At 73.4% G+C, this 760-nt stretch carries 1 protein-coding gene; it reads right to left on the bottom strand.

The genetic code is table 11. The features are described 5' to 3' along the window. Positions 1–20 precede the first annotated feature (20 nt). Entirely contained in the window at positions 21–509 is a 489-nt protein-coding gene (locus ACSNOH_RS34985; protein ID WP_436725472.1) for a glutathione peroxidase, read from the bottom strand. Positions 510–760 lie beyond the last annotated feature (251 nt).

Raw genomic sequence — 760 nt, 5'->3', positions numbered from 1 at the left:
GGACAAGGGGGCAAGGGGCCTCAGGCGGGGAGAGCGGCCTCGATGGCCGAGACGACCTCGGGAGCGTCGGGCTCCGTCTGCGGGGCGAACCGGGCGACGACGCTTCCGTCCGGACCCACGAGGAACTTCTCGAAGTTCCAGCGGATGTCACCGGTGTACCCCTCGGCGTCCGGCGTGCCGGTGAGGGCGGCGTACAGGGGGTGCCGGTTCGCGCCGTTGACGTCGACCTTCTCGGTCATGGGGAACGTCACGCCGTACGTGGCCGAGCAGAAGGAGGCGATCTCCTCGGCGGTGCCGGGCTCCTGACCCATGAACTGGTTGCACGGCACGCCCAGCACGGTGAAGCCGCGCGACGCGTAGTGCGCCTGCAGCTTCTCCAGCGCCGCGTACTGCGGGGTCAGGCCGCACTTCGAAGCGACGTTGACGACCAGGACGGCCTTGCCGCGGTACTGCGCGAGATCTGCGGGGCCGCCCTGGAGGGCGCCGATCTCCACTGCGTGGACGGACACGTCGTGCTCCTTGCTCTCTGCATGATCAGTTCGGGTCATCCGCGGCCCAGTATGCCCGCAGCGGCCCGCACCCCCGCCGTCCGGGCCGCCTCACGGCTGCCCCGCGGAGCGGTGCCGGCGGGCGGCCGCGCTGCGCTGCAGGTGCTGCAGACGGGCCTCGAAGCGCGAGTGCGCGCCCCTCGCCGCCGGCCGGCACCGCTCCGCGGGGCAGCCGTGAGGCGGCCCGGACGGCGGGGGTGCGGGCCGCTGCG

The organism is Streptomyces sp. URMC 127, assembly GCF_051386535.1.
Lineage (GTDB): Bacteria > Actinomycetota > Actinomycetes > Streptomycetales > Streptomycetaceae > Streptomyces.
The sequence above is the reverse complement of the archived record's forward strand: the minus strand, read 5'-3'. Positions and strand labels throughout refer to the sequence as shown.